At 49.0% G+C, this 26130-nt stretch carries 31 protein-coding genes; 21 read left to right on the top strand and 10 right to left on the bottom strand.

The window, feature by feature from the left end; genetic code table 11:
* A partial coding sequence (locus tag GXP22_04005; GenBank protein NOX08644.1) for a hypothetical protein occupies positions 1-620 on the top strand: 620 nt, incomplete at its 5' end.
* On the opposite strand, the gene hslO is transcribed toward GXP22_04005, so the two are convergent.
* The 6 genes from hslO to GXP22_03975 form a co-directional block, all read right to left on the bottom strand.
* A complete protein-coding gene (gene hslO, locus GXP22_04000; GenBank protein NOX08643.1) occupies positions 614-1492 on the bottom strand; it encodes an Hsp33 family molecular chaperone HslO in 879 nt (292 codons plus the stop codon). The two genes, GXP22_04005 and hslO, sit on opposite strands and share 7 nt — an antisense overlap.
* A 53-nt stretch (positions 1493-1545) precedes the next feature.
* Positions 1546-2007, bottom strand: coding sequence for a hypothetical protein (locus GXP22_03995; protein NOX08642.1), 462 nt, complete (start codon positions 2005-2007; stop codon positions 1546-1548).
* Between the two features lie 155 nt (positions 2008-2162).
* Complete coding sequence (locus tag GXP22_03990; GenBank protein ID NOX08641.1) at positions 2163-4034, bottom strand: DEAD/DEAH box helicase; 1872 nt, start codon at positions 4032-4034, stop codon at positions 2163-2165.
* A 28-nt stretch (positions 4035-4062) separates the two neighbouring features.
* Positions 4063-4539 carry a peptidylprolyl isomerase gene (locus GXP22_03985; protein ID NOX08640.1) on the bottom strand — a complete coding sequence of 159 codons (477 nt, stop codon included), beginning with the start codon at positions 4537-4539 and terminating at the stop codon, positions 4063-4065.
* A gap of 208 nt (positions 4540-4747) precedes the next feature.
* Entirely contained in the window at positions 4748-5386 is a 639-nt protein-coding gene (locus GXP22_03980; GenBank protein NOX08639.1) for a DUF4126 domain-containing protein, read from the bottom strand.
* Positions 5386-6264 (bottom strand): lysophospholipid acyltransferase family protein, encoded by an 879-nt coding sequence (locus GXP22_03975; GenBank protein NOX08638.1) that lies wholly within the window; start codon positions 6262-6264, stop codon positions 5386-5388. Before GXP22_03975 ends, GXP22_03980 begins: the two co-directional genes overlap by 1 nt.
* 81 nt (positions 6265-6345) lie before the next feature.
* On the opposite strand from GXP22_03975, the gene GXP22_03970 reads away from it, so the two are divergent.
* The 4 genes from GXP22_03970 to GXP22_03955 all read left to right on the top strand — a co-directional run bounded on the left by GXP22_03970 (position 6346) and on the right by GXP22_03955 (position 8667).
* Complete coding sequence (locus GXP22_03970) at positions 6346-6774, top strand: rhodanese-like domain-containing protein (protein ID NOX08637.1); 429 nt, start codon at positions 6346-6348, stop codon at positions 6772-6774.
* Positions 6775-7001: 227 nt separating this feature from the next.
* A complete protein-coding gene (locus GXP22_03965; GenBank protein NOX08636.1) occupies positions 7002-7577 on the top strand; it encodes an NADH-quinone oxidoreductase subunit F in 576 nt (191 codons plus the stop codon).
* A gap of 86 nt (positions 7578-7663) precedes the next feature.
* Positions 7664-8233: a hypothetical protein gene (locus tag GXP22_03960; GenBank protein NOX08635.1), complete on the top strand. Its 570-nt coding sequence runs from the start codon at positions 7664-7666 to the stop codon at positions 8231-8233.
* Complete coding sequence (locus tag GXP22_03955) at positions 8230-8667, top strand: D-tyrosyl-tRNA(Tyr) deacylase (GenBank protein NOX08634.1); 438 nt, start codon at positions 8230-8232, stop codon at positions 8665-8667. Before GXP22_03960 ends, GXP22_03955 begins: the two co-directional genes overlap by 4 nt.
* Positions 8668-8672: 5 nt before the next feature.
* Here the strand turns inward: GXP22_03955 and fnr are convergent, their stop codons facing one another.
* On the bottom strand, positions 8673-9443 hold the full coding sequence (fnr, locus tag GXP22_03950) for a fumarate/nitrate reduction transcriptional regulator Fnr (GenBank protein NOX08633.1): 771 nt from the start codon (positions 9441-9443) through the stop codon (positions 8673-8675).
* Between the two features lie 160 nt (positions 9444-9603).
* On the opposite strand from fnr, the gene hisB reads away from it, so the two are divergent.
* From hisB to tatC, 10 genes are all read left to right on the top strand, one after another.
* A complete protein-coding gene (gene hisB, locus GXP22_03945; protein NOX08632.1) occupies positions 9604-10200 on the top strand; it encodes an imidazoleglycerol-phosphate dehydratase HisB in 597 nt (198 codons plus the stop codon).
* A gap of 80 nt (positions 10201-10280) precedes the next feature.
* Positions 10281-10922 carry an imidazole glycerol phosphate synthase subunit HisH gene (gene hisH / locus GXP22_03940; protein ID NOX08631.1) on the top strand — a complete coding sequence of 214 codons (642 nt, stop codon included), beginning with the start codon at positions 10281-10283 and terminating at the stop codon, positions 10920-10922.
* 104 nt (positions 10923-11026) lie between these two features.
* Entirely contained in the window at positions 11027-11755 is a 729-nt protein-coding gene (hisA, locus tag GXP22_03935) for a 1-(5-phosphoribosyl)-5-[(5-phosphoribosylamino)methylideneamino]imidazole-4-carboxamide isomerase (protein ID NOX08630.1), read from the top strand.
* A 108-nt stretch (positions 11756-11863) separates the two neighbouring features.
* Positions 11864-12637 (top strand): imidazole glycerol phosphate synthase subunit HisF, encoded by a 774-nt coding sequence (gene hisF, locus GXP22_03930; GenBank protein NOX08629.1) that lies wholly within the window; start codon positions 11864-11866, stop codon positions 12635-12637.
* Positions 12638-13024, top strand: a complete 387-nt coding sequence (gene hisI / locus GXP22_03925; protein ID NOX08628.1) for a phosphoribosyl-AMP cyclohydrolase — start codon at positions 12638-12640, stop codon at positions 13022-13024.
* Positions 13017-13346 (top strand): phosphoribosyl-ATP diphosphatase, encoded by a 330-nt coding sequence (locus GXP22_03920; protein NOX08627.1) that lies wholly within the window; start codon positions 13017-13019, stop codon positions 13344-13346. Before hisI ends, GXP22_03920 begins: the two co-directional genes overlap by 8 nt.
* A gap of 2 nt (positions 13347-13348) precedes the next feature.
* Positions 13349-13570, top strand: coding sequence for a Sec-independent protein translocase subunit TatA (locus tag GXP22_03915; GenBank protein ID NOX08626.1), 222 nt, complete (start codon positions 13349-13351; stop codon positions 13568-13570).
* Between the two features lie 49 nt (positions 13571-13619).
* A complete protein-coding gene (locus GXP22_03910) occupies positions 13620-13757 on the top strand; it encodes a hypothetical protein (GenBank protein ID NOX08625.1) in 138 nt (45 codons plus the stop codon).
* Between the two features lie 84 nt (positions 13758-13841).
* Positions 13842-14207, top strand: a complete 366-nt coding sequence (tatB, locus tag GXP22_03905; protein ID NOX08624.1) for a twin-arginine translocase subunit TatB — start codon at positions 13842-13844, stop codon at positions 14205-14207.
* The gene (gene tatC, locus GXP22_03900; protein ID NOX08623.1) at positions 14204-15037 is read left to right on the top strand and encodes a twin-arginine translocase subunit TatC; all 834 of its coding nucleotides are present in this window, start codon (positions 14204-14206) and stop codon (positions 15035-15037) included. The genes tatB and tatC overlap by 4 nt, the downstream gene beginning before the upstream one ends.
* 74 nt (positions 15038-15111) lie before the next feature.
* Here tatC and GXP22_03895 read toward each other — a convergent pair whose 3' ends face one another.
* Positions 15112-15462: a pentapeptide repeat-containing protein gene (locus GXP22_03895; protein NOX08622.1), complete on the bottom strand. Its 351-nt coding sequence runs from the start codon at positions 15460-15462 to the stop codon at positions 15112-15114.
* 14 nt (positions 15463-15476) lie between these two features.
* A complete protein-coding gene (locus tag GXP22_03890; GenBank protein ID NOX08621.1) occupies positions 15477-18560 on the bottom strand; it encodes an efflux RND transporter permease subunit in 3084 nt (1027 codons plus the stop codon).
* A 205-nt stretch (positions 18561-18765) separates the two neighbouring features.
* Here GXP22_03890 and GXP22_03885 point away from each other — a divergent pair, with 205 nt between their 5' ends.
* The 3 genes from GXP22_03885 (at position 18766) to hemW (ending at position 21574) form a co-directional block, all read left to right on the top strand.
* A complete protein-coding gene (locus GXP22_03885) occupies positions 18766-19008 on the top strand; it encodes a hypothetical protein (GenBank protein NOX08620.1) in 243 nt (80 codons plus the stop codon).
* 69 nt (positions 19009-19077) lie between these two features.
* Entirely contained in the window at positions 19078-20406 is a 1329-nt protein-coding gene (locus GXP22_03880; GenBank protein NOX08619.1) for a HipA domain-containing protein, read from the top strand.
* On the top strand, positions 20399-21574 hold the full coding sequence (gene hemW, locus GXP22_03875) for a radical SAM family heme chaperone HemW (protein ID NOX08618.1): 1176 nt from the start codon (positions 20399-20401) through the stop codon (positions 21572-21574). Before GXP22_03880 ends, hemW begins: the two co-directional genes overlap by 8 nt.
* 51 nt (positions 21575-21625) lie before the next feature.
* Here the strand turns inward: hemW and rimO are convergent, their stop codons facing one another.
* Positions 21626-22954, bottom strand: coding sequence for a 30S ribosomal protein S12 methylthiotransferase RimO (gene rimO / locus GXP22_03870; protein ID NOX08617.1), 1329 nt, complete (start codon positions 22952-22954; stop codon positions 21626-21628).
* Positions 22955-23513: 559 nt separating this feature from the next.
* Here rimO and rpmE point away from each other — a divergent pair.
* The 3 genes from rpmE to GXP22_03855 all read left to right on the top strand — a co-directional run bounded on the left by rpmE (position 23514) and on the right by GXP22_03855 (position 26045).
* A complete protein-coding gene (gene rpmE / locus GXP22_03865) occupies positions 23514-23720 on the top strand; it encodes a 50S ribosomal protein L31 (GenBank protein NOX08616.1) in 207 nt (68 codons plus the stop codon).
* A 33-nt stretch (positions 23721-23753) separates the two neighbouring features.
* Positions 23754-24521, top strand: a complete 768-nt coding sequence (locus GXP22_03860) for a thermonuclease family protein (protein NOX08615.1) — start codon at positions 23754-23756, stop codon at positions 24519-24521.
* A gap of 108 nt (positions 24522-24629) precedes the next feature.
* Positions 24630-26045 carry a M48 family metalloprotease gene (locus GXP22_03855; GenBank protein NOX08614.1) on the top strand — a complete coding sequence of 472 codons (1416 nt, stop codon included), beginning with the start codon at positions 24630-24632 and terminating at the stop codon, positions 26043-26045.
* The last annotated feature ends 85 nt before the right edge of the window (positions 26046-26130 follow it).

Below are 26130 nucleotides of genomic sequence, written 5' to 3'. Positions count from 1 at the left end.
CAAATAGTCTTCAATGGTTGAATGCTGAAAATAATCTTGGTATTAGTGATACTCTGGAACAGACACAGACGAAACTGGCTGTAGGTATGGGTAATAACAATAATGGTAACTGGGATGATACGGAGGTACAAGGGAAGTTGAAATATATCGCTGACAATAACCTTGACCTTGAAGTTCATTATGTAGGTGGTGAAAAATTACCAGGTCTTGGGGCAGGCGATTATGTGGATCCAAATGGTAATGGCACTGTCAGGAATGATGGTGCTATTACTTGGGAATGGATTATGGCCGAAATGAAAAAGGGACAGGATATTGAGCTAATGACTAGTACTCATTGGGTTGTGCTGGAAGGGGTGCTAAGTTTTGGTAATATACGTATGTTTTCTTATAGGGATGATAATTATCAACATGGTGCAGCAACGACTGTGGCTGAAAGGGCAAAGCTTGATGATCGGCACACCTGGAGTTATTTCACAGATGGTCAGGTTAATATAGGGAATGGTAACGAGGTTCTATTATCAGCAGTTGCTGAATCTCCAGTGCCAGTACCCGCTGGTGTGTGGTTGTTTGGATCAGGTCTTATCGCTTTTGTCAGGCTTGCACATAGAAGGTCTTACTGAATAGTCTTACTAGACGGGGTAATAATTTTTTCGGGTTTGGTAAACAGGGCATCAATATCAACCTGATCGAATTTATAATTTGCGTTGCAAAATTCACAGCCTACCTCGATCAGTGATTGTTCCTGAAGGATGAAGTCCACTTCTTCCTTGCCCAGGGCAAGGAGCATGGAGGCAATGCGTTCATTGGAGCAATTACAGCGAAAATAGAGTGGCTCGGGATCAAACAGGCGAATATCTTTTTCATGAAAGAGTCGGTGAAGTAGATCTTTAACGGGTAGGTCAAGAATCTCATCAGGCTTTAAGGTGGCAGCCAGTTGCACGCTATTATTCCAGCTATCATCTTCGTCGGCTTCATCAGAAGGGAGTTCCTGCAGCAGGAAACCGGCACAGGTATCTTTATCAGAGGCGAGCCAGAGTTGGGTGTTTAATTGTTCGGATTGTTTAAAGTAATTCTCGATGGCATCCTTTAAGGTATCGCCTTGCAGGGCGATGATGCCCTGATAGGGTTCGCCCTGTTCAGGTTTGATGGTTATCAGCATCTGCGCATTACCAAATATATCCTGTAACTTGCTCTTGGGCACGTCACCTTTCCAGTGAGCAATGCCACGCAAAGCACCTTGTGCATTGGCTTGTGCCACCAGCAGGTGTAGTGGCCCGTCGCCTCGTACTTGTAAAATCAGTGAGCCATCAAACTTAATGGTGGCAGAGAGCAGGGCGCAGGCGGCTAGAGCCTCACCTAGGATTTGGCGAACATTGTCAGGATAGTTAGTACGTTCCAGGATGGCTTGCCAGCTGGCATTGAGGTGTACCATCTCACCCCGTACGCGGGTATTTTCGATCAGGAAGCGATGTAATAAATCATTGTTCGGCATAAGATGATTTCAAGGGGGCAGTGATTTCAAGAGCTCTGACCCCTTGAAATATATTAGATGAAGTAGCGTCCACCGCTGGCGATGGCAATGACTAATAAACCTAACAGGCTGTTGATACCAATCAGGGTGCGTATCTGGGCGATGGCCTCGCCACCATTGGGCCATTGTTCGGTGATGACGGCTTCCTTGAGTTTTTTATAAGGGCTGAAAAAAACGTGCATGTAGATCAGCACCATGAGGATGCCGAGGCCTGCCATGAGATGAACATACAATGGCGCGGCTGAAAATCCCTGCCAGATACTATAGGTCATCAGGTAGCCGGTGCTTAATAATAAAATTATGGAGAGCCAGACCAGCGGGAAAAAGTTATTGAATACGCCGACCCAGAGTTTGAGTCGTTGTGGGGGGTCAAGTAGCTCGGCAACGACGGGGCGCAGGCAGCGATGGGCAAAGATCATTCCGCCCACCCAGATTACGGCGGCGATGACGTGGAGTAATATGTATAAACTATTCATTGTTTGTACTCAGTTTTATGTTCTCTGTATTTTCGCACAGCCCTGTCATTCCCGCACAGCCCTGTCATCCTCGCACAGGCGGGAATCCATCTGGAACAGTGCACAAATCAGCATGGATCCCCGCCTGCGCGAGGACAGGGTTAAGTCATCGTTATTCAGCTCTTTTCCTTTGATATCTTGCTGCGGGCATTCTTGCCGGGACGTGGCTTTTTAGCCTTGCTCGTTGCGCTTTCCCGTGGTTTTTTACGCGCTGCCGATTTTTTTGGCTCACGTTTCTTGCTGGTCTCATCCTTCTTGCGAGCAGGTTTCTCAGCCTTTCCTACGCCCTGTTTCATCGGTTTGATGGCGAGCTTTTGACCGCAGACGTAGGCCTTGCGTAGATCCTTGATGACCTCGGGGGGCATGCCCTCGGGCAGGTCAACGGTACTGAAATCTTCATAGATCTCGATACCACCAATATAGCAACTGTCGATCTCGGCCTCGTTGGCAATCGCACCAACAATATTGGCGGGCATGACATCATCTTTTTTGCCAACGGCAAGGCGGTAACGCTCCATGACAATATCGGGGAATTCCTTGAGTGGACGTGCCTCACTACTAACCTCTTTAGGTGGGCGTTGTTTACCAGTGGTTCGTGGTGATCTTTCTGTTCGCGCCGTTCTTTCTGCTGGTTTGCCTTTACCTTTGGCAGGCCGAGGTTCCTTATCGGTGAGTAACAGGTGTTCACGACCCTGCGCCAGTTTCGCTAGTGCGGCGGCCATCTTTAATGGGTCGGCATCATATTCAGCCTGGTATTCAACCATCAGATCGTAAAATATCTGGTAGCTATCCTTTTCCAGAGTGTCGGTAATACGTTGCTTGAATGCTTCAATCCGTTTCTTGTTCAGATCTTTAGCTGTGGGTACCCGCATCTCCTCCATTTTTTGCTTGGTGGATTTTTCGATAATGCGTAACATTTTTTTATCACGACCTGTGACCAGGGTGATCGCATCACCACTACGACCGGCACGACCGGTACGTCCAATACGATGGACATAGGCCTCGGCATCAAACGGGATATCGTAGTTGATGACGTGACTGATACGCGTAACATCCAGTCCACGTCCCACCACATCGGTGCCTACCAGCACATCGATTTGTTTCTTCTTGAGCTTATCGACAATTTTCTCGCGTAGATTTTGCGGGATATCGCCATTTAATGCTGCGGCTCGATAGCCCTTGGCACTGAGTTTTTCAGCTAGTTCTGCCGTTGCGGTCTTGGTGCGAACAAAGATAAGTACCGCATCCATCTCCTCTGCCATCAGGATGCGTATCAGTGCATCGCTCTTGGACATGCCGGTGGGTTGGCAGAAGCGTTGATGAATAGTCGTTGCCGTTGCCGTTTTTGACTTGATCTTGATCTCAATCGGGTCTTTCAGGTAGTTGCGAGTAATCTTCTTGATGACCGCAGGCATGGTCGCTGAGAACAAGGCAATCTGTCGTTGCTCTGGTGTGTGTTCCAGAATCCATTCCACATCTTCAATGAACCCCATGCGTAACATCTCATCGGCCTCATCCAACACCAGGGTGCTGAGTTGATCTATTTTCAAGGTGCCCTTGCGGATGTGATCCATGACGCGCCCCGGGGTTCCAACCACCACATGCGCCCCTTTTCTCAGGGCATTAAGTTGTGGTTGATAGGCAGCGCCACCATAGACTGACAGGACATTTAGCCCCTTGATAAAGTGACCATAGTTCTTGAATGCCTCACCGACCTGTATGGCGAGTTCACGCGTTGGGGTAAGCACCAGTAATTGAGTCTTTTTGACGCTGGTATCCACATTGGATAGTATCGGTAAGGCAAAGGCGGCGGTTTTCCCCGTCCCCGTTTGTGCCTGCCCGAGGATATCTCTGCCATCCAGGAGTGCCGGGATGCTCTCGGCTTGAATCGGTGATGGAGTCTCATAGCCGATTTCTTCAATCGCCTTTAATACAGCCTCGGAAAGACCCAGGGATTGAAAATTAATTGGTTCATCCTGATTGGACATGTGTGTTACCTGTGGTGAGGGAAATGGATTAGTGTGTGTGAACGTGAACGTGACCGTGATCGAGCTCTTCTGTAGTGGCCTCGCGTACCTCTTTGACGGTGACATCGAAGTGCAGAATCTGACCGGCTAAAGGGTGGTTACCATTGATGGTCACGCCTTCATCGCCGACCTCTTCAATGGTGACAATCTGCATCTGACCTTCAGGCCCCTGTGCCTCGAATTGCATACCGGGTTTAATATCGTCGACGCCTTCAAAGGCCGCCTTTGAAACCTGCTGAATCATCTCGGAGTTAATCGGGCCATAGGCATCTTCAGGTTGAATGCTAGCCTTGAATTGATCACCTGCAGTTTTTCCATTGAGTTCTTTTTCCAGACCGGGAATCAGACTATTGGTATCGTGTAGATAGACCATCGGTTGATCATCGCTGGAGGCATCCAATGTTTGACCTTCATCATTGGTGAGTATGTAGGCGATAGAAACAACGCATTTGCCCTGAATTTGCATAAGTATGTCCTTCGTTATCTTTGAATTTGGATACATATCTATAGACCAACGTAGCTGCTAGACAAAGGTGTGAAGCAGGGACAGATAAAAGCGAGATTAGTGTGAGTTGGTTGTGACGATATGCGTTAATTAATCAATGAGTTGAGTATTTTAGCATATCGGATGTGTTTTGGGTACCGCAGCATTGGCATCCCCGGGCAGGTGGGGTTCAGCTTTGTTCCGGTGGTTCTGTTTTGTTGTCTTTAGCGCCAAATAATCGGCCAATAAAACGGAATACCTTCTTGATGCCGCGCCAGACCTTGGGTAGGAACCAGACCATAAATAGAATAAATGCAGCAAGGGCAGCCAGAAATAACCAGGGGTTATTGAGTGCTAGCCAGAGACCACCAATGACAGATATATCTTCGCCGATAGAGGCTGCCCAGTTGGTAAAAGGCTCGGGCGAGGTATTGATCAGGACGCGGCTACCACTTTTGGCAATATGTGTTGTGGCTGCCATGCCGCCGCCAGCAATGGCTGCTGCCAGTTCAATGGCGGCATTGGTGTCACCCACAGCGGCGGCTGCCAGCATGGCACCTGCCGGGATGCGGATAAAGGTGTGTATAGAATCCCAAGCGGTATCGACACCGGGTATCTTGTCGGCAAAGAATTCGACACCATACATCAGCCCGGCAGCACCGAGTACCAGTGGGTTTTCCAGCACCTGTAATTCAACAGGTAGATCAATGTTACCCGTACTGCCCATCCATCCCAGCATAAACAAGGTGGCGTAGAGATTGATGCCACTGGCCCATGAGGCACCCATGGTTAAAGCGATGATACCGGCGATTTGATCAAGATTTTCCATTAATAGAGATTATCATAACCCGGAGGGTTTGCGCGAAAACGCTTGTAGCCCCATTGATATTGTTCAGGTAGGTTGAGTACACAGGACTCAACCTCTTGGTTAACGGCCTGTACTGAGGTCTCGATATTCTTATCGTAGACCTCATCCGGGGCAGTGCGGAATACCAGTTTGTAACCCTGTCCTTTGGGCAGGCGCTCGCAGTAGGCAAAGAATACCGCTGCCTTGCTCTTGCGCGCCAGGCGTGACAACAACACCATGCTGTAGGCAGGGCGACCAAAGAACGGGGCGTAGACACCACTGCCCTCACCGGGTTCCTGATCTGGTAATACGCCAATGGTCTCACCCTTGGCCAGAGCCTGGTACAGGTTGCGTATACCCTTGGCATCAATGGCAACCAGGCGTGTCCCGGTGCGTTCCCGACCGGCGTGAATGAATGGGTCAATCGCCATCTGACGCGGTGGTCGATACAGGGTCGTCATGGGATACCTGGATGCTGCGTAGAGACCGGCTATTTCCCAGCAACCAAGGTGAGGCGTAACAAAGATGACACCTTTACCTTTTTTATAGGCTTGTTGTACGGCATCTTCATTGATGACCTCACGCACCAGAGGAACAATACGCTGGGCACGCCATTTCCACAGTGGGCCGATCTCGGTCAGGGCCTTGCCGGTTTCGATGAGACTTGTCTTGAGGATGCGTTGCTGCTCTAAGGTGCTGTGTTGAGGCAGGCAGGCAGCAATATTGATGCTGGCAATGTGGCGAAGTTGAGTGGGCAGGATGAACATCAACCAGCCAACTGAACCACCAATGGCGTGATTTATGCGTAAAGAAAAGAGGGAAAGGAACGATAATATCCCGTTAAATATGTATTTAATCAACCAAAATATCCTTGGTGCTTGTAATTAAGGCATAATGGATTATAACTTGATTAATTATCTTTAGATAAGGAAACATTGATTATGTCTGACAGTAAAATGGGTGGTCTGAGTCCGTTACAGGCGAAGCAGTTTCTGGACGATCAGCCCAGGGCGGTATTAATTGATATACGCTCGAATATGGAGTATTTGTTTGTGGGGCATCCGGCTGGTGCGGTGCATATCCCCTGGATTGATGAGCCGGATTGGACGATTAATCCTGATTTTGTTACCCAGGTCAGGATGTTATTGCTGGGTGGGGTGGCTGATCATGAAGGTAATGAGCAGGCGGCTATCGTATTGATTTGTCGTTCAGGAAAACGCTCGCTAGAGGCCGGTAAGGCCCTGCTTGATGCTGGTTTTTCTGAGATTTATCATGTAGATGAAGGCTTTGAGGGCGATCTTGATGAGCATCATCATCGCAGTAGTACAGGCGGTTGGCGTTATCATAATCTGCCTTGGCATCAATGTTAATATCCACAATGGGGCGAGATAGCGTTGACTACTTCGCTAGATGCTAATATAGTGGTGCGAGGATTCGGTACATGAATGTAGTATCGCGCCACGTAATATGCCCATGCGATGTGCTGTAGGTAGTACGCGTTGGAAGTGGGTTGTGAAAATAATTGTGCAATTAATGCACATGATAAACTTGAATAAATTAATAGTGTTGGAGGAGATTTAGAATGACTACACCTGAAATGGATGCATGGCTTGATCAGAAACTTGATGAGTTGTTGCCTAAGAAGATAGAAGCAATTGATGATGCAAAAACACCTGGCATGTCAATTATTGCAACAAAAGGTACGCTGGATTGGGCGTATCCCCCATTCATCCTGGCATCAACCGCTGCAGCATTGGGTTGGGATAGTAAAGTGTTCTTTACCTTCTACGGTCTGTTGTTACTGAAAAAGGACTTGTCACTGGAAGTGAGTGGTCTGGGTAATCCTGCCATGCCCATGAAGATGCCTTTTGGGCCACAGTGGTTCCAGAATATCGAATGGCCTATGCCTAACCTGATTATGGCCGGTATCCCTGGCTTTGAAAAAGTGGCTACCAAGTTGATGAAGATGACCTTCAAGAACAAGGGTGTTGCCAGTATTGAAGAGCTGCGTGGTCTTTGTATTGAAGCTGAAGTACAGATGGTTGCTTGTCAGATGACTGTTGATGTATTTGGTTTTGATCAGAATGACTTCATCCCTGAGGTTTCAGACTTTGTGGGTGCTGCTTACTTCTTGCCAATGGCGCGTGAGTCAGACGTTACCTTGTATATCTAGTACGATTCAGGTTTAAACCTGTATCAGGAAGGCGTACCCTTGGTTGGGTGCGCCTTTTTTATTGTCTTTGATACCGGGGAATCATTATGATTGGCAAAAAGAATATTGTGTTTGGCTTTATTTATCTGGTTTTTACCGCTGCTCTGGGGCCTTATATGGTGCAACAGTTCCCGGAAATTGTGTCTATGGGTAGTGACAAGAGGGTGCTGATGGCGGATCTTCAGTTGCTGGAGGCGAGTGATTTTGAAGACTCGGAGACACTGGAACTGTTGCCTACAGAGGAGTTGGCGCGTTTAAACACGCAGGCGATCCTTGCTGTGAACAAGGAGCAAAACTCTCGTTTGCATCTGGAGCAGGTCAAGTCGGGGCCACATGCGCATGGGAATCTGGAGGCCTTGTTGAATATTGTGGTGGGTATCGTGTTGTGTCTAGTAGTGTGTTCACCGTTGTGGAAGCAGTTGGTGAGCTGGTTGTTTATTGGCGGGGCCGTGTTGCATTCCGGCATGCTCTATCTGCGGGCATTTGATGTTGCCTGGGCTAATAATCTATTGGGCACGGGGCTGGGGCCGGTGTTTATCCTGACGGGTCTATTGTGTGCAGGTGTTATGGTATTGGTCTCCAGGTTGGAGCTGCCTTCTATTCCGACACAAGAATGATTGCCCTGTTACAGCGAGTATCCAGTGCTAGTGTTGATGTTGCAGGTGAGCGAATTGGCGCGATTGATCAGGGGCTATTGGTTCTGGTGGGTGTTGAGCGTGGCGATGATGAACAGAAGGTTGCGCGCTTGTTGCAGCGTATTTTAGGATACCGTGTTTTTGCAGATGAAAGCGGTCGTATGAACCGGAGTGTGCAGGATATCAAGGGGGGCTTGTTGTTGGTTCCGCAGTTTACCCTGGCTGCGGATACCAGTAATGGAATGCGTCCTGGCTTTTCAGGTGCGGCAAGTCCGGATGAGGGTAGATATTATTTCGATCTTCTGCTGGCCTCTGCACGTCAACAGCATGATGTGGTTGCCTGCGGGCAATTTGCTGCTGATATGCAGGTGGCTTTGGTCAATGATGGGCCGGTAACCTTTTGGTTACAGGTTTAATGAATCTACTCGGCAACCTTTTTTTGATCACGCAGACGTTTGCAACTGGCACCGGCCAGATCACAGAGTTGATCCATATCCTCAATCAGGATATGTTGTCTCTGGTTGTTGATTAGCCCCTCATCATGGAAGCGGGTAAACAGACGGCTCACCGTCTCAACGGCTAGCCCGAGATAATTGGCAATATCAATGCGTGACATGCTGAGATTGAATTCACGATCAGAAAAACCACGCATACTCAGGCGCTTGGAGATGCTGAGTAACAGGGATGCAAGGCGTTCTTCGGCGGTTTTTTTGCCGAGTAGCATCATCAGTTTCTGGTCTGTGGAGATTTCCTTGCTCATGACGCGGATTAATTGCTCGTGTAGAGAAGGTAATTTGGCACTCAGTTCACTCAGGCGATTGTAGGGGATGCGGCATACACTGGTTGTTTCTAATGCGCGGGCGGCACAGGGATGTGTGCTATCACTAATGGCATCAAGGCCAATGAGTTCGCCTGGCAGGTGAAAGCCAGTGATTTGCTCAGTCCCGTCTGCGGATGCGGAGTAGGTCTTGATGGAACCGGAATGAATAGCATAGAGGTATTGCAAGGGGTCACCGATTCGAAACAGGAAGTCGCCCCGGTGCAAGGGTTGGCTGCGTTTTACAATATTATTCAGTTTATCGATATCATCATCGGCAAGACCGAGTGGCAGGCAGAGTTCGTGAACGGTGCAATTTCTACAGTTATTGCTGATATCACGGAGGTTAATAGGATCATTGCCAGTTTGCTTCATGTGTATTGCTTAGTCCTATCTATTGATATGGATCAATTTTATATAAATAATGGCAGGGAATTATAGCACTTGTCGGCTGAATCGGGTAACAGTTAAAAATTAGTGGATTCAGTAAGTTATATGATAAATAATATCGGGTAGTGTAATTAACAGGAAATTGATGATGTCACAACGACAAGCGACGATTAGCAGACAAACCAATGAAACAAATATTTCCGTCAAGATTAACATTGATGGGAGTGGTGTTAGCAAGCTTAAAACCGGTATTCCTTTTCTGGAGCACATGCTGGAGCAGGTGGCTCGACACGGTTTGATTGATCTGGAGATTGATGCCAGTGGTGATCTGCACATTGATGCCCATCATACGGTGGAGGATGTGGGTATTACTCTGGGACAGGCTTTTGCCAGTGCCTTAGGTGATAAAGCCGGTATTCAGCGTTATGGTCATGCTTATGTACCGCTGGATGAAGCCTTGTCACGGGTGGTGATTGATTTCTCAGGGCGGCCTGGGTTGGAGTATGCGGTTGAGTATCGTCGTTCTATGATTGGTGACTTTGATGTCGACCTGCTCAAGGAATTTTTTCAGGCCTTTTGTAATCATGCACTGGTGACCCTGCATATTGATTGTCTGCGGGGTGATAATGCGCATCATATTGCCGAGACGGTATTCAAAGCCTTTGGTCGTGCCTTGCGGATGGCGTTATCAGCTGATGAGCGCATGGGTGGTGTGATACCATCGACCAAGGGTAGTTTGTAGGCTGATTGAAAAATATGCTCGGTAAGTGAGACCGGGGCAACCCCGGTCTCTTGAGTTAATGAGGTAGTGGTGAGTTTAATATGAGTTCGATAGTAATTATTGATTATGGAATGGGTAATATTCATTCTATAAGCAAGGCAATGGAGCATGTTGCCGATGCCAGTGTTTTGGTGAGTGCTGATCCTGAGCAGATTCTGCGTGCAGATCGAGTGGTGTTTCCGGGTGTGGGTGCGATCAAGGACTGTATGTCTGAGTTACATCGGCTGGAATTGGCTGCGGTTCTGCATGAGATTGCCGGAACCCGTCCGCTGCTGGGTATCTGCCTCGGGATGCAGGCATTGCTGGATCATTCTGATGAAAATGACGGTGTGGATGGTCTGGGCATATTTGCCGGGCAGGTGAAGCATTTTCCTGTTGCAAAGGATGCCTCGGGTGCGCTGTTGAAGGTGCCACACATGGGCTGGAATCAGGTGTACCAAACCGGACAACACCCGATGTGGAAGGGTATTGAGCAGGATAGCCGTTTCTACTTTGTGCACAGTTATTATATTGATCCGACTGATGCTAATGAGGCGGCTGGAATAACCACATACGGTCTTGAGTTTGCCTCGGTATTGGCGCGGGATATGTTATTTGCAGTGCAGTTTCATCCCGAGAAGAGCCAGCACGCGGGTCTACAATTATTATCCAACTTTGCAACATGGGATGGACAGGGCGGATAGAGTTATGGAGTTAGAGATTTTGTTGGGTTACGCTGTGCTAACCCAGCCTACTGTAGGTTGGGTTAGCGCAGCGTAACCCAACAAGAAGTAATTGAGGTAAAATAATGCTTTTGATACCCGCGATTGATCTTAAAGACGGCAAGTGTGTGCGTTTGCGTCAGGGTCGAATGGAAGATGAAACTATATTCTCGGATAACCCGCTCGACATTGCGCGGCGTTGGGTCGAAGAGGGTGCGCGTCGATTACACTTGGTTGATCTTAATGGTGCCTTTGAAGGCAAGCCAATGAATGCAGATGTGGTGCGTGAGATTGCGCATACCTTTCCCGATCTACCGATTCAGGTGGGTGGGGGTATCCGTACGCATGATACCGTGCAGACCTATCTGGATGCCGGTGTGCAGTATGTCATTATTGGCACCAAGGCGGTGAGTGATCCGGGTTTTATCCATGAGCTGTGTCGTGATTTTGCCGGGCATATTATTGTCGGTCTGGATGCCAAAGAGGATAAGGTGGCGGTAGATGGTTGGGCCAAGGTGTCGGATATGACGGTGATCGAGACCGCGCAACAGTTTGAACAGGATGGTGTTGAGGCGATTGTGTATACCGATATCAGTCGTGATGGCATGATGGCGGGGGTGAATGTTGAGGCCACTGCACGGCTGGCAAGTGCCATTAATATTCCGGTGATTGCTTCAGGGGGTGTCACCCGTCTGGACGATATCAGCGGTCTTTGTGCCGTGGATGGAACGGCGATTAGTGGTGCGATTATTGGTCGTGCGTTATATGAAGGTACCATTGATCTGGCGCAGGCACAGGCCCTGGCGGATCAGTAAACGGGTTCTATTTGGTGTGGTTTTAAATGAAAAAATATACCGGGTCAGTTCGAGACAGGCACCGCCTGTCTCTTGAGTTGACGGGATAATAGTGTATAGAGATTTATTATGGGTTTAGCTAAACGAATTATCCCTTGTCTGGATGTTGATGCCGGTCGGGTTGTGAAAGGTGTGCAGTTTGTTGATATCAGGGATGCCGGTGATCCGGTTGAGATCGCGCGGCGTTATGATCAGCAGGGTGCGGATGAGATTACTTTTCTGGATATTACCGCCAGTTCGGATCAGCGTGAGACCATTGTGCATGTGGTTGAGCAGGTGGCGGGTGAGGTCTTTATCCCGCTGACCGTGGGTGGGGGTATCCGTGAACTGGCTGATATTCGGCGTATGTTGAACGCGGGAGCGGACAAGGTGGGTATTAATACCGCAGCGGTATCACGCCCGGAGTTTGTGCGCGAGGCAGCGGATAAGTTTGGCTCGCAGTGTATTGTGGTGTCGATTGATGCCAAGCGTGTGAGTGCGGATGGAGAAGCGGATCGTTGGGAAATATTTACCCACGGTGGGCGCACCTCGACCGGGCTGGATGCACTGGAGTGGGCGCAGAAGATGGTCGCCTATGGTGCCGGTGAGATTCTGTTAACCAGTATGGACAGGGATGGCACGCGTGATGGCTTTGATTTGGCATTAACGCGCGCAATTAATGATCGGGTCTCGGTGCCAGTCATTGCCTCGGGTGGTGTCGGTAATCTGGATCATCTGGTGGCGGGTGTTCTTGAAGGTCATGCCGATGCGGTACTGGCAGCTAGTATCTTTCATTTTGGCGAACATACGGTGGGTGAGGCGAAGGCGTTCATGGCGGCAAAGGGTATCGAGGTACGTTTGTAGATGAAGGCTCTGGATGAAATTCAATGGACAGCGGATGGTTTGATCCCGGTCATTGCGCAGGACGCAGGGGATGGTCGCGTGTTAATGTTTGCCTGGATGAACAGGGAATCGCTGACGCTGACTATTGAGCATGGCAAGGCGGTTTACTGGTCGCGTTCGCGTGGACGGTTGTGGCGTAAGGGCGAGGAATCGGGTAATGAACAGATAGTGAAAGAGATGCGCCTGGATTGTGATGAGGATGTATTGTTGATAACAGTGGAACAACGCGGTGATATTGCGTGTCATACTGGACGACGGAGTTGTTTTTATCGTCGTCTGGAAGGGGATCAATGGGTGACTGTGGATGAGATTATTCGTGATCCTCGGGAGATCTATAATCATGAGTGATATATTGCAGCAGTTGACGGAGATCCTGGAACAGCGCAAGCAGGCTGATCCTGATAGTTCCTATGTTGCCAGCCTTTACGCCAAGGGTATGGATAGCATACTGAAAAAGGTGGGTGAGGAAAGTGCCGAGACAATTATCGCGGCAAAGAATGATTCAGATCATGAGTTGATTTATGAGACGGCAGACCTGTTGTTTCACGTTATGGTAATGTTATCTGCACGAGGTTTAGAATATACAGCGGTACTGGATGAGCTGGGACGACGTTTTGGTTTATCCGGTCTGGAAGAGAAGGCATCGCGTAGTGATGCAAAAGAGAGGTAGTAATGGGTATTAGTGTATGGCAGTTGTTAATTGTTCTCGCCATTGTGTTGGTGTTGTTTGGTGCCAAACGTCTGCGTGGTGTGGGCTCTGATCTGGGTGGTGCGATCAAAGGTTTCAAAAAGGCAGTGAAGGAAGGTGGTGATGAGAAGCCGGCTGAGAAATTATCCAGTGAGGATAATGTGATTGAGGGGGAAGTGACCTCTCGAGAGAAAGATAAGGTTTAGTGCGTTTAACGGGGGCGCTATTGAAGGTGTGTCTTTTGGGGTTCGAGACATGGAATGCCTGTCTTTATCAGATACACGCCGTAAATACGTCCCTGTAGGCTCGACAGCCGCGTCTATGCGGCTGACGGCATCTGATAAAGACAGGCATCCCATATCTCTTGAGTTTACGGGTCGTTGTTTGTTTTAACAATACAGTGTGATTAAGTCGTTCATTGGTGGTTTTGCCTAACGGGGATGACACGTTAACGGGGCAGTAATAAGGTCGTTTTTCATGTTTGATATTGGTTTTTGGGAAATTACGCTGATCCTGGTGGTGGCGTTGTTGGTGGTGGGGCCTGAGCGTCTGCCGAAGCTGGCGCGCACCTCGGGTTTGTGGCTGGGTCGAATTCGTTCGATGGTGCAGACGGTGAAGACGGATATTGACCGGGAACTGGCGGCGGAGGATCTGAAAAAGACCTTGAGTAAGCAAGCGGATTCGATAGGTATCCATGATATTATCGAGGAGACCAAGGAGTCGTTTAATGAGATTAAGGACTCGATGGCTGGTCTGGATAATACTCTGAATGAGAACCTGAGTGAAAGCTCGACACCGGCGGTAGCAGATAAAAAAGATGTGCAGGCGATTGACGAGAAATGAGTAAGCCAGGGGATAATGAAAGTAGTGATGTAGCTGAACAGCCCTTTATGTCGCATCTGATGGAGATGCGGGATCGTCTGTTGCGTGTGGTGATGGCGATATTGATTGTCTTTATCCTGCTGATGCCCTTTGCCAATGATTTGTATACGCTGCTGGCTGGCCCTTTGATGGCACAGTTGCCGGAAGGTAGTCAGATGATTGCTATTGATGTGGCGAGTCCCTTCCTGATCCCATTTAAGCTTGCCCTGGTGTTATCCATCTTTATTACCATCCCTTATCTGCTATCTCAGTTCTGGGGTTTTATTGCACCGGGTCTGTATACGCATGAAAAACGTCTAGCCTTACCCTTGCTGGTGTCCAGTTCGCTACTGTTTTATCTTGGTGCAGCTTTCGCTTATTTTGTCGTATTTCCATTGGTGTTTGGTTTTCTAACCACTGCCACACCGGAAGGTGTTTCGATGATGACCGATATCGGGCGTTATCTGGATTTTGTGTTGACCTTATTCTTTGCCTTTGGTGCTGCCTTTGAAGTGCCAGTGGTGACCTTTGTGCTGGTTTGGATGGGGATGACGACACCGGATGCACTGGTTGAGAAACGGCCCTATATTATTGTTGGTGCCTTTGTGCTTGGAATGTTTCTGACCCCACCGGATGTCATCTCACAGACCTTGCTCGCCCTACCGATGTGGCTGCTGTTTGAGCTGGGTGTTTGGTTCTCGCGTCACTTTATACCAGTGGATAAAGAGGATGCGCCCATTACTGAGGATGAGATGGATGCCGAACTTGATCGTGCCGAGGAAGAGGAATTACACGAGAGAGACAAGCCCTGATCGGTGTTGGTGCGCAATGCGCACCCTACCGGTGTGTATTTAGGGTAGGGTGCGTACCACGCACCAATGCGTATTTATTGTCTATAGCGCATGCGGGTGCCGTGCACGACGGAGAGTAAGATCTCTTCGGCACTTAATGCTTGTGGGAACCAGGTACCGGAGATCTTGGAGCCGTTGATGCTGACACCCTCCATGCCGGAGCTGCTGAAATCAATGCCTCTGAGATCGGCCTGACGAAAATAGCTGTGGCTGAAGTCGATACCCTCTGCATTCATATTGCGTAGATCCAGACCACGCATGTCGCAGTAGGTCATGTCGCATTCTTCGCCTTGTGCGCGCCGTTGATTGAATTTCTCGATATCCCCTTCACGCAATAACTGATACAAGGGATCTTGTTTAATGCTGACTTTCTGAACCTCATTCATCGCAAATTATTCCTTCACTTTGATTTTGATATCTTTAGGTACAGTAAAGGTAGCAGGAATAGGGTGATAATCATAGAGCTACTTAAGCCAAAAACCATAGTGATAGCGAGGGGTTGCATCATCTCGCTACCTTCACCAAAGCCAATGGCAAGTGGGGTGAGCCCGATGACGGTGGTTAGCGTGGTCATGAGTATAGGGCGTAGACGAATAGCGGCAGCAGAGGTAATGATGGTTATGAGCGGGCTATCTTCTTGTTGCTGCCGGGTCTTGATATATTCGACCAGGACGATGGCATTATTGACCACAATACCGGTTAGCATAATCATGCCCAGCCATACCGGCATGGATACGGCGGTATCACTAATAAACAGACCGCCACTGACACCAATCAGGGTGAAGGGGATGGTGAATAGGATGATCAGTGGTGCGCGCAGGGATTCATACTGGATAGATAAAACGACAAAGACGAGAAAGATTGCCAGTAATAACAGCAGGGCACTGGTATTTTTTCCGGCCTCCAGTGCGGTTAATGAACCGGCATCATACAGGCTATAGCCATCGGGCAGATTAAGCTTATTGATTAATTTATCAATCTCGATGTGAGCCTGCTCAGGAGATACCTTGTCATTGAGTGAGGCGGTGATTTCGATCATTCGACGTTGCTTGTTGCGTAGAATTTTTTCCGGCGCAGCCTGTAGGCGAATGGTGGCGACCTCGTTGAGTTGCACCATCTGTTGGCTGATCGGGGAGAAGATAAGCGTATCATGCAGGCGGGACAGTTGTTCATTTTGGGGTATGGGCAAACGTATGCGGATATCATATTGTTCATCATCTTCGATATACGCGGCAATCACTTTGCCCTCCAATGCAATTTGTAGTGCTGCAGCAATATCTTTTGTATTGATACCTAGCTCGGTTGCGCGTTTATGATCGGTGAGTATGTTGAGCTCTTGTCGTACGGCCTCACCAGAATAAGTGACGTTGGCCAGGCCCTTGACCTGTTCCAGTTGCTTGGTCAGTTTTTTCCCCAGCTGATTCAAAATACCCAGCTCATTACCTTGTATGCGCAGGGTGATATCATCTTCTCCGTGTCCCATGCGCAGGCCGCGTACGCCTGTTGCACGCATACGCACCTTGAATCCTGCTGAAGTATTTTTCGCTAGCTTGTCACGCATCTGTGCCACCCAGGCTGATTTGCTGATAGGGCGCTGTTTGACGGGTACCAGCTGGATATAAAGCGAGCTACGATTACTGAATTCACTCTGGCTACGACCAAAGATATAACCGCCGACAATGGTGAATACATCGGCAACATCCGGCTCTTGTAGCAGGAGTGTTTCCAGTCGTTTGATTTCGGCATCCATGGTATCAAGGCTAATACCCGCATCAGCGGTGACACCGACATAGATGCGTCCATCATCGGTGCCAGGTATAAACAGGTTGGGTGCGGAGGCGACGAAGTACAGGCTGGCAGCGAGTGCCAGTATCAGTGTGGTCAGGAACACGCGCCAGGCACTGGCATGGGTCAACAAATAGCGGAGTGATTTTTCATACCGGCTCGTGAGCTGTTGCATTCCGCTTCTGACCCATTTTTGTATCAGGCTCTCGCGCTGGGATAGATGGATACGGGCAGCCAGTGCGGGTACCAGGGTCAGTGCCATAATCATGGATATGATGATGGCGAAGGTGATGGTGAAGATAAGGCCGCTGAATAAGAGACCGATCAGTCCGCTGATAAAAAGAAAGGGGATAATGGCGGCAAGATTGGTTGCGGTGGAGGCGACAATGGCGTGGTTGATCTCCATTGCTGCTTGTTGAGTGGCCAGTTGCCTGTCTCCGCCCTGTGCCTGGTGACGGGAGATATTCTCCAGCATGATAATGGTGCTGTCCATGAGGATGCCGATACCGACTGCCAGCCCACCCAGGGTCATGATGTTCATGCTGAAGGAGGCGGCATTCATAAATAGAAAGGTGATGATGATGGATATAGGGATGGCGCTACCAATAATCAGCGTGCGTTTGATGTCGCCGAGAAACAGAAAGACAATAGCCATGGCTAACAGGCTGCCGATGATAGCCGCCATGCTGGCGTTACTCAGTGAGTATCGAATATAGATGGATTGATCGGTGACCCGCTGGAGAGTGATGTTATCGGGTAGTTGTTGGTTTTGTTGCAGCCAGGTAATCCTTTGTTTAACCGCATCGACTACGGCAACGGTGTTGGCACTGGGCTGTTTTTGTATGGATAGCTTGATGCCGGTATTTTGATTGAAGCGTACACGAATCCGTTCATCCTGATGGGTGTCGCGGATCTGTGCAATCTCGCTGAGAGCAATGTAATCATTATTCGGTAGTTTAATCTGCAGGTGCCGGAGATCATCCAGGCGGGTGATCGGGATATAGGTTTGGCTGGAGAACTCCCGCTCCGGGCTACTGACGCGCCCGGTAGGTTGTCTGTTGATATTGCTGCTTAGCGCCTCTTCGATGACTTTGATTGATAGCCCCAGTGCCTGTAGTCGTTGTGGGTCGGGCAGGATCTGTATCTCCCTGAGCAGCCCGCCACCGACCTCGGCAGCCGCGACACCCGGCAGGTTAATAAACCACTTGCTAAAGATCTGTTCGACCCAGTGGCGTAGCTCAATCGGATCTTTAAGGTCGGAGCTGATAACAAATTCAGCCACAGGGAGTTGGGATGGATCATATTTATAGATGACGGGTGGTTCGATACTGTCGGGTAAAAAGCGTTTGGCACGATCCAGGCGCGTGCTGGCATCGCGTAGTGCCTGATTGATATCAGTGCCGTAAGGGAAAGAGAGTGACACCGCGCTGCGACCTTCGCTGGTTTGTGAATAGACGTTATTGGCATCCTCGGTAATGGCGAGTTGCTCTTCCAGTTGGCGCGTAATCCTTTCCTCCATGATGGTGGCAGGTACACCTGGATCAAGGATACGGACACGAATCTCAGGATAGATAATATTGGGTAACAGGTTCACGGGCAGGCGTTGAAAGGCATAGAGCCCGATAATCAGCAACGCAAGCACCATCATGCTGATGCCGATGGGGTGATGAATGGACCAATGAGTGATGCGGTTGATCAAATCTAAATTCTACCTAGTGAAAGGAAATAGGGGATAGTATACCTATTAATTAGGGGTTCCGTTTTCTGTTGGTATGTAAATATCATAGAAGATAATAATTATTTATTAATGTCATATAATTATCATATAAGATAATAAAGTAGGTTGCTTTTTATGTTAATTATGCTAGTATTTTAGCTGTATTATTATCATAAAGGTTAATTATATGGGTGCTGAACTGCATAATTTAGTTGACGAGGCACTGGCGTTGGCTAAAGACCGGGGTATTAGTCAAAAGGAGTTGGCGGCAAGATCGACGCTGAGCGAGGTTGCGATATCCCGTTTAAAAAAAGCGGGTGATGCCAAATTCAGTACCTTGCTTGAGCTAGGAAAAAGCATCGGTAAAAAGCTGATTTGGGTTGATGATTCAGACCTTGCTTCCCTGGTTCAAAAAGGTGATTTGTTCTAATGCGGGAGAATAGTCATTAAGGATCGTAATGCAGTAATATGGACACGACTGGGAGGCCAGCCGTGCAAGATGGGTGTGCTAACGGTGACCGATCAGGCCTCTCGTTTTACCTATGAGACAGGTTATGAGCGAACTGGATTACGCGGTCTGGGTCTGATCTATCCACCTGATCAATTCCCCGGCACCATTGTGCGGGATCGCAGCGCGTATTTCGATCTTCACCCACCGCTGCAAAGCCTGGTTCCACCGAGGTCTGAACGTAATTTTCAGCGTGCCTTATTATTAAAATATCTCGAAAGCAAAAATATTATGACGGCCCCTGGCTTTGACACCGACTGGGCAATGTTGACGCTATCGGGTCATGGCGGTATCGGTCATCTGGATGTTTTTGATAGTGACGAGGCGGCACTTCAATGGTATGGCACCCCGGCTAAAAAAGGCTTGGTAGAACTGGATGATCGGTTCGGTTTTTCCTTAAAGGAATTTATGATCTGGTTTGATGACGATGCCAAAACGATTATTGATATCCTTGGTCCGACCCCGAGTGTGGGCGGGGCGATACCGAAATTAGCCTTATCTATTGATCGTAATGGATGGGATGGTCGCATTGGTCTGCCGACGCGTTTTGGTGATACAGATCGAACCGATATTTTGCTTAAACTGGAGAATACGTCATCGTACCCCGGTATTATAGAACTGGAGGTCTTGGGTTTAGAGATTCATCGAGCCGCCGGATTTGAAGTGCCTCGCTTTTGGCCGGTTGAAATAAATGGCTTGCGTGCGCTCGCGATTGAACGCTTTGATCGAACAGAGGCGGGTCGTCCGGTATTTATGGAATCCATTTATTCGATTCTTGCATCAGGCAGGAAATTAATCACTCATCATTATAGTGCGAGCTATGATTTGATTGGCAAGGCACTGGATAACCCTAGAGTGCAACTGGTTGCGGATCGTAAGGCAGCAAAATTATATCTATTAGAGCGTTTAATTCTGGCATTATTAACCGGCAATGGAGACCTGCATCTTGAAAATCTTTCCATTATTGATACGAGTGCCGGGTTAGCTTTTTCTCCGGTCTATGATCCTGTGCCCATGCGTGCCTACAGTCTACATAATATGCTGTTTCCACCGGGGATGTCTTTTGGTGATTACGGTGATATCCCGGAGGGTTCAAAAATGGATGAGCCTGTTGGGTTTAAAGCGGCTTTCATTCGATTTAATAAATCACTTGGAATATCGAAGAAGGTGTATCTGAATTCTGTGCAACGACTGATGGCTATCACACTGGGCTACCCGGATCGCATTAATAAATTAAAAACGGTGCCGGATGAAAATAAACAGAATCTAATTAAGATTCATAAAGACATCAGGCAGAGGTTTGATAGCGTGTATGAATGATCTGTTAAATAAATCTGACCCCTTTGACCTCCAGACCTCGCCGCCGTTGTCGCTTTATGTGCATATTCCGTGGTGTGTGCGGAAGTGTCCTTATTGTGATTTTAATTCTCATGCAGCGGTGGGTGATATTCCAATGCAGGCCTATGTGGATGCGTTGTTAGCGGATCTGGAGCAGGATCTGCCAAAGATATGGGGTCGAACCGTCACCACTGTTTTTATTGGTGGTGGCACGCCGAGTTTATTTAGTGTGGAGGCGATCGGGCGTTTACTGGAAGGGATACGTGCGCGGCTTAATTGTAAGCCGGGTATGGAGATTACGATGGAAGCCAATCCGGGCACGTTGGAGATTGGACGCTTTGCTGAATTTCGTGATGCCGGGGTCAATCGTCTGTCCATCGGTGTGCAGAGCTTTAATGATGAGATGTTGCAACGGCTGGGTCGTATACATGGTCGTGCCGAGGCGATACAAGCTGCTGAGCAAGCGCATTACGCCGGTTTCGACAGCTTTAATCTGGATTTGATGCATGGACTCCCTGGGCAGAATTCATTACAGGCATTGGATGATCTACAGACAGCAATAGACCTCCAGCCCGCCCATATTTCCTGGTATCAGTTAACGCTGGAACCCAATACTGCATTCTATCAGCACCCCCCTGTGTTGCCAGTAGAAGATATGGTGGATGCTATGCAGGAGCAGGGGCGCGACCGGTTAGCGCAGTATCAGTACGCGCGTTATGAGGTTTCGGCCTATGCTAAAGAGGGGTATCAATGCCAGCATAATCTGAATTACTGGCGCTTTGGTGATTACCTGGGGATTGGTGCCGGTGCCCATGGCAAGATTACGGATCTGGCAACACAGACAGTGGCACGCTACTGGAAGCAGCGTCACCCCCAGGCCTATATGGAGGCTGATCCCGTTTATCTGGCAGGTAATCGGGTGTTGGATGTACCGGATGTGCGTTTGGAATATATGATGAATGCCCTGCGTCTGACCGAGGGGGTGTCGGTGGCTGAATTTGTTCGGGATACGGGGCTGTCGGTGAATGACCTACGGACTTACCGACAACAAGCGATTGATAAGGGGTTGTTAGAGGTCGATGAAGAGGTATTGCGTGCAACATCGTTGGGACAGCGTTTTCTGGATGATCTAGTAGCGATGTTTATGTAACATTTCAAGGGGTCAGAGCTCTTGAAATGTTATTGGTTACCTACGGCTATTTCAAGAGCTCTGACCCCTTGAAATGCGCGCATACAAATCATGCTCATCGGCATCGGTGATAACCACATCGGCCCAATCCCCAACCTGCAAATGGGTATCATCAATATAGACCACTCCATCAATCTCGGGGGCATCGGCGCTACTTCGTGCGATAGCACCCTCATCGCTGACGTTATCTACTAATACCTGCATTTTACGACCAATCTTTCCTTGCAAACGGTTTGCGCTAATCTCGGCTTGTAATGCCATCAGGCGTGCCTGGCGTTCCTGTTTGAGTTCTTCAGGGACGGGATTATCGAGCGCATTGGCGCGCGCACCCTCGACTGCGGAATAGGTGAAGCAGCCGACGCGATCCAGTTGAGCCTCCTCGATGAAATCAAGCAGGGTGTCAAAATCGGCATCGGTCTCTCCCGGAAAGCCGGTAATAAAAGTGCTGCGTAAGGTGAGATCGGGGCATTGTTCGCGCCAGGATAGAATGCGTTTCAGGGTGTTCTCTGTTGCTGCCGGGCGTTGCATCGCCTTCAGGATTGGTAGGCTGGCATGTTGCAGGGGGATATCGAGATAGGGCAGGATCAGCCCCTCGCTCATCATCGGGATCAGTTGATCAACGTGTGGGTAGGGGTAGATATAATGCATCCGCACCCATACCCCCAGGCTGCCCAGGGCTTGCGCTAGTTCGGTGATGTGGGTTTTGAGCGGTCGTCCTTGCCAGAATCCGGTGCGGTAACGGGTATCGAGGCCATAGGCACTGGTATCCTGTGATACCACAAGCAGTTCCTTGACCCCGGCAGCAACCAGATTTTCGGCATCATCCATCACCTCGCCGATAGGACGGCTATCCAGTTTTCCGCGCAGGTCGGGGATGATGCAGAAGGTACAATGGTGATTGCAGCCCTCGGAGATCTTGAGGTAGGCGTAGTGACGTGGGGTTAATTTAACCCCCTGGGGTGGTAGTAGACTGGTATGCGGGTCATGTGGTGCCGGAACATGCTCTCTGATCGCCTGCATAACCGATTCGTAGGCATGGGGCCCGGTAATCGATAATACCTGTGGATAGCGTGCGCGGATCTGCTCGGCGCGTTTACCAAGGCAGCCGGTAACGATAACCTTGCCATTTTCTGCAATCGCCTCACCAATTGCCTCCATCGACTCCTCAACCGCACTATCAATAAAACCACAGGTATTAATGACGACCAGATCCGCTTGCTGATAATCAGGCGCAATTTGATAGCCCTCAGCACTCAGGCGGGTGAGTATTTGTTCGGAATCAACCAGTGCCTTGGGGCAGCCGAGGCTGACAAAACCGATACTAGGTGTGCTGCTAGTCATCTGAAAAACCTATATGTGACAAGTGGATAGATCATCTCTGTAATGTGTTTATTCACAATGTTGCGCCAAGCTATTGCATTTTTGTTACAGTACACAATTGATGCCTTTATTAAGCTATAAAACAACCATAACCACTTGAATTTAATGCATAAAACGACTGGTCATTTTTTGACCAATCTGTTTATTATATGCTAAAAAGTAGTGTTTAAATGGGGTTCCCTAGCTTTTATCCACAATGTTATCCACAGCTTTTGTGGATAACATTGTGAATCTATCGTGCAAGGCCTTATTGCTTGCGATATATGGTACCTTATTCGTGCTGATAACAATAATTAATGTGATGCGGGTCGGTGTCTATTTTTAGGCTGGCACAGGCCGGGGACATAGCAGGCTTTATCTGCTGTGCCCCCTCGAAGAGTTCCACGAACCCCCTTGGGCTAATATACTTGAAAAGTGCTTGTCGTGAGGGGAAAGTTCGCGTATTATTGCCCACCTTTCCCGAGTATGGATCTGGCAGTGGTCGCCATGGTCGCTCAGGGGCGCTAAAGAGGAACAAGTGATGAAAGCAGATATACATCCTGCGTACGATACAATTAAGGTAACCTGTAGCTGCGGTGATAGCTTTGAAACATGTTCAACCGCGGGTAAGGATTTAACTATTGAGGTGTGCTCCAAGTGTCACCCTTTCTATACAGGTAAGCAGAAGGTACTGGATACCGGTGGTCGCGTTGATCGTTTCCGCCAGAAATATGGTATGGGTGGTTAAGGCTTGTATGCAATAAAAAAAGGGGGTGTCCTGTTGCGGGGCACCCCTTTTTTGTGGCTGCTGACTTTATTATTTACCCAGACCTTAGCGGCAGAGGTCTTGTGCCCGCCGGATCGAATTGATGAGCAAGCGCGGGTATCAAGGGTGGTCGATGGTGATACCGTGTGGCTAACGGATCGCCGTAAGCTGCGTTTGATTGCCATGGATACCCCGGAGATGGGGCGTAAAGGGCGAGCCGCTGAACCCCTTGCTATCCGCGCCAAGGATTACCTGCATCAGTTATTGGCTGCACAGAAATACCGGATATCGCTACGTTATGATCTGGAGCTTAAAGATCGTTATAAGCGTACTTTGGTGCATAGCTATTTAAGCGATGGTAATAGTATAACGGCCTTGTTATTGTCGCAGGGCTTGGCATCACTGTTGATTGTGCCGCCAAACACCTGGAATTTTGAGTGTTATCAGCGTGTGGAGCAGCGCGCACGTAAACAGCGTAAGGGTATCTGGGCCTTGCCTGCATTTCAACCGCGCTCAGTGCATACGCTGACCCCTGAAGATGGTGGGTTGCGGATTGTGCAGGGTCGGGTCAGGAGTGTGGTCAAAAGTCGCAAGAATATCTGGCTGAATATTGGAGATGATTTTGGTGTGCGTATTCCACTGAATAAGCAGCAGTATTTTACCCGCTATGATTTGTTGAGCTTTAAAGGTAAGCGGCTCGAGGTCAGGGGTTGGTTAGTGCAACGTAAGGGACGTTGGCAGATGACGATATCGCATCCAGTGGCATTAACAGTGTTGCATTGAGTTGAACCACGGTTTGGAGTGTTTGTAGGTCGGGTTAGCGTAGCGTAACCCGACAAAGAGGGTATTAATATGCCGATTTTTATTAGCGGCCTAAAATTATTTATTGTCATGCTCCTGCTCCTGCCAACGGGTTGTGCCGTCAATCCGGTGACGGGTAATCGTGATTTTGTGCTTATGACCGAGCAACAGGAGATTGCCCTGGGACGTAAGATGCATGCCCAGATCCTGAAGGAGATGCCACGTTATGCGGATGTGCGGCTGGCACAGCGGGTACAACGAGTTGGAGAGCGTCTGGCACGCAACAGTCATCGTAGTAATCTGGTCTATCGTTTTACCGTGGTGGATAGTACACAGGTGAATGCCTTTGCCCTGCCGGGTGGGTATATCTATATTACCCGGGGTATCCTGGCCTACCTGAATTCGGAGGCGGAGCTTGCCGCAGTGCTGGCGCATGAGATTGGTCATGTCACAGCAAGGCACGCGGTTCAGCGACAGAGCGCAGCAACGGCGGCAGGTATAATCGGTGCCATTATTAATGCAAAGGTGGGTGTGCGAGGGATCAATCAGCTTACCCAGTTATTAGGGGGCGCGTTGTTATCGGGGTACGGGCGTTCACAGGAGCTGGAGTCTGACCGCCTGGGTGCGGCGTATCTGGCGCGTAGTGGTTATGATCCACAGGCAATGTTGGGAGTTATTCGTCTGTTGAAGAACCAGGCACTCTATGCCAAAAAGGTATCGGGGACAGATAAGGGGAGTTATCACGGTCTGTTTGCGACCCATCCCGATAACGATACCCGTCTGCAAGCGGTGATTGCAGCGGCTAATTCCTTGCGTACCGACAGACAAGGGCAGGTGGGTCGTGATAGTTACCTTCAATGGATCGATGGTCTGATGTTTGGTGATAGTGAGGCGCAGGGGATTCGCCGTGGTAATCGTTTTTATCACCAGGGGCTGGATCTTGTGTTGACCTTTCCTCAGGGCTGGCGCCTGATAAACAAGCCACAGCATGTGTTGGCGCGTAGTGTCGATGGTAAGGGTGTGGTGCAATTCTCGATGCAGGACATTAATCGTCGTATCTCACCGCGTCAGTTTATGCAGGACCGTCTGGGGCTGAAGCCATTATTTAATGGACGTGTCTATCGGATACGCGGGCGGTCGGCTTACACGGCAATGGCATGGTCGAATTCACCCTTTGGTCGTCGTCTGGTGCGTTTTGTCGTAGTATTTCGTAAGGATCAGGCAATGATTTTCTCTGCGGTGAATAGTGATTCGAATAATGCCAGACGTTATGACAAGGCGTTATTTGCCCTCGCGGAGTCGCTGCGTGGTCTTAAACAGAGTGAGCGTAAACTGGCAAAGGCGCAACGGATTGGTCTGATAAGAGCCACTCGAAATACCCGTTTTCGTCAGTTGGCACGTCAATCATCGCTTTCTGATCGAGCTGAGGATCAACTACGCCTGATTAATGGGCGTTATCCGAAGGGTGAACCGAGGGTTGGTGAGTGGCTGAAAATTATTAGGTAGGGTGATGAGATGGTCTCCTCCCCCCTTTAATACGGCGTCGTAATGCGCCATGATGGAAGTTCAACATACCATCAACATAAAGAAA

The organism is Gammaproteobacteria bacterium, assembly GCA_013151035.1.
In the GTDB taxonomy this organism is placed as follows: domain Bacteria; phylum Pseudomonadota; class Gammaproteobacteria; order JAADJB01; family JAADJB01; genus JAADJB01.
The sequence above is the reverse complement of the archived record's forward strand: the minus strand, read 5'-3'. Positions and strand labels throughout refer to the sequence as shown.

Excerpts from the sequence above, each read along its gene's own strand:
- hslO (NOX08643.1), bottom strand. The coding sequence starts at position 1,492 with ATGCCGAACAATGATTTATTACATCGCTTCCTGATCGAAAATACCCGC.
- GXP22_03995 (NOX08642.1), bottom strand. The coding sequence starts at position 2,007 with ATGAATAGTTTATACATATTACTCCACGTCATCGCCGCCGTAATCTGG.
- GXP22_03990 (NOX08641.1), bottom strand. The coding sequence starts at position 4,034 with ATGTCCAATCAGGATGAACCAATTAATTTTCAATCCCTGGGTCTTTCC.
- GXP22_03985 (NOX08640.1), bottom strand. The coding sequence starts at position 4,539 with ATGCAAATTCAGGGCAAATGCGTTGTTTCTATCGCCTACATACTCACC.
- GXP22_03980 (NOX08639.1), bottom strand. The coding sequence starts at position 5,386 with ATGGAAAATCTTGATCAAATCGCCGGTATCATCGCTTTAACCATGGGT.
- GXP22_03970 (NOX08637.1), top strand. The coding sequence starts at position 6,346 with ATGTCTGACAGTAAAATGGGTGGTCTGAGTCCGTTACAGGCGAAGCAG.
- GXP22_03965 (NOX08636.1), top strand. The coding sequence starts at position 7,002 with ATGGATGCATGGCTTGATCAGAAACTTGATGAGTTGTTGCCTAAGAAG.
- GXP22_03960 (NOX08635.1), top strand. The coding sequence starts at position 7,664 with ATGATTGGCAAAAAGAATATTGTGTTTGGCTTTATTTATCTGGTTTTT.
- GXP22_03955 (NOX08634.1), top strand. The coding sequence starts at position 8,230 with ATGATTGCCCTGTTACAGCGAGTATCCAGTGCTAGTGTTGATGTTGCA.
- fnr (NOX08633.1), bottom strand. The coding sequence starts at position 9,443 with ATGAAGCAAACTGGCAATGATCCTATTAACCTCCGTGATATCAGCAAT.
- hisB (NOX08632.1), top strand. The coding sequence starts at position 9,604 with ATGATGTCACAACGACAAGCGACGATTAGCAGACAAACCAATGAAACA.
- hisH (NOX08631.1), top strand. The coding sequence starts at position 10,281 with ATGAGTTCGATAGTAATTATTGATTATGGAATGGGTAATATTCATTCT.
- hisA (NOX08630.1), top strand. The coding sequence starts at position 11,027 with ATGCTTTTGATACCCGCGATTGATCTTAAAGACGGCAAGTGTGTGCGT.
- hisF (NOX08629.1), top strand. The coding sequence starts at position 11,864 with ATGGGTTTAGCTAAACGAATTATCCCTTGTCTGGATGTTGATGCCGGT.
- hisI (NOX08628.1), top strand. The coding sequence starts at position 12,638 with ATGAAGGCTCTGGATGAAATTCAATGGACAGCGGATGGTTTGATCCCG.
- GXP22_03920 (NOX08627.1), top strand. The coding sequence starts at position 13,017 with ATGAGTGATATATTGCAGCAGTTGACGGAGATCCTGGAACAGCGCAAG.
- GXP22_03915 (NOX08626.1), top strand. The coding sequence starts at position 13,349 with ATGGGTATTAGTGTATGGCAGTTGTTAATTGTTCTCGCCATTGTGTTG.
- GXP22_03910 (NOX08625.1), top strand. The coding sequence starts at position 13,620 with ATGGAATGCCTGTCTTTATCAGATACACGCCGTAAATACGTCCCTGTA.
- tatB (NOX08624.1), top strand. The coding sequence starts at position 13,842 with ATGTTTGATATTGGTTTTTGGGAAATTACGCTGATCCTGGTGGTGGCG.
- tatC (NOX08623.1), top strand. The coding sequence starts at position 14,204 with ATGAGTAAGCCAGGGGATAATGAAAGTAGTGATGTAGCTGAACAGCCC.
- GXP22_03895 (NOX08622.1), bottom strand. The coding sequence starts at position 15,462 with ATGAATGAGGTTCAGAAAGTCAGCATTAAACAAGATCCCTTGTATCAG.
- GXP22_03885 (NOX08620.1), top strand. The coding sequence starts at position 18,766 with ATGGGTGCTGAACTGCATAATTTAGTTGACGAGGCACTGGCGTTGGCT.
- GXP22_03880 (NOX08619.1), top strand. The coding sequence starts at position 19,078 with ATGGGTGTGCTAACGGTGACCGATCAGGCCTCTCGTTTTACCTATGAG.
- hemW (NOX08618.1), top strand. The coding sequence starts at position 20,399 with ATGAATGATCTGTTAAATAAATCTGACCCCTTTGACCTCCAGACCTCG.
- rimO (NOX08617.1), bottom strand. The coding sequence starts at position 22,954 with ATGACTAGCAGCACACCTAGTATCGGTTTTGTCAGCCTCGGCTGCCCC.
- rpmE (NOX08616.1), top strand. The coding sequence starts at position 23,514 with ATGAAAGCAGATATACATCCTGCGTACGATACAATTAAGGTAACCTGT.
- GXP22_03855 (NOX08614.1), top strand. The coding sequence starts at position 24,630 with ATGCTCCTGCTCCTGCCAACGGGTTGTGCCGTCAATCCGGTGACGGGT.